This window comes from Candidatus Thiosymbion oneisti (assembly GCF_004359955.1).
GTDB lineage: Bacteria > Pseudomonadota > Gammaproteobacteria > Chromatiales > Chromatiaceae > Thiosymbion > Thiosymbion oneisti.
Map to the genome: position 1 here is coordinate 1 of NZ_SMSC01000124.1, position 648 is coordinate 648.

The 648-nt window shown below is 62.5% G+C and carries 2 protein-coding genes; both read right to left on the reverse strand.

The window, feature by feature from the left end:
- Positions 1-195: 195 nt before the first annotated feature.
- A complete protein-coding gene (locus E1958_RS22215; protein ID WP_207787998.1) occupies positions 196-468 on the reverse strand; it encodes a group II intron maturase-specific domain-containing protein in 273 nt (90 codons plus the stop codon).
- Positions 402-648: hypothetical protein (locus E1958_RS21070; protein ID WP_208108635.1), on the reverse strand; the 247-nt coding region annotated here is incomplete at its 5' end. The genes E1958_RS22215 and E1958_RS21070, both read right to left, overlap by 67 nt.

Genomic DNA, 648 nt, shown 5'->3' on the forward strand with positions numbered 1-648 from the left:
CAGTAGAGTAGAGAGCAGGTTCCCGTGTCCTTAGATGTGGCCTATCCGTTGCCGCCCCTTTCGTGTGGCGGTGCCTCACGAGCCAGACCATAGCCGCGGTCGCCTGCTCCCCCTCCTCAAACGCAGCATGCGGTTTTCCCGCACGGCGCTTTCCTGCTGTCTTCACCTCCGAACTCTCGCCGGGGGAACCAGCCGTCAGAGCTGCACCAAGCCCAGTTGCTTGTACAGATGTGCATACCAGGTCACCCCTTTTGGTGGCCGATCGGGGCGCTGGCTCCGACGTTTCAGGTGCCCTACCATCCGCTGTTGGAGGAACCAATTCATGGCCCGAAACGCGGGGCGACTCCGACCGTGATCGAAGTCATTGGCCCAGCCGCGGACTTGACGATTGACCGGCGTGATCAGCTTGGGACCCGGCCCTGTTCCGCGCTGATCATTGCGCGTAACTGCTCCCGCTCGCGTGCACATGACTTGGCACTGGGGACCCCGTTGAGGAACCGCTTAGCACGCCCGAATCGGTCCCGCTCATTCCGGAAGCTGTAGCCCAGAAAATCGACCCTCGCTCCGGTCTCCGTCAGCCTGATCGTGCGGGTTTTCCCACGCTTGATCTCCAGTCCCATCCACCCTTCCGCGCTGGCTTCGACCCAG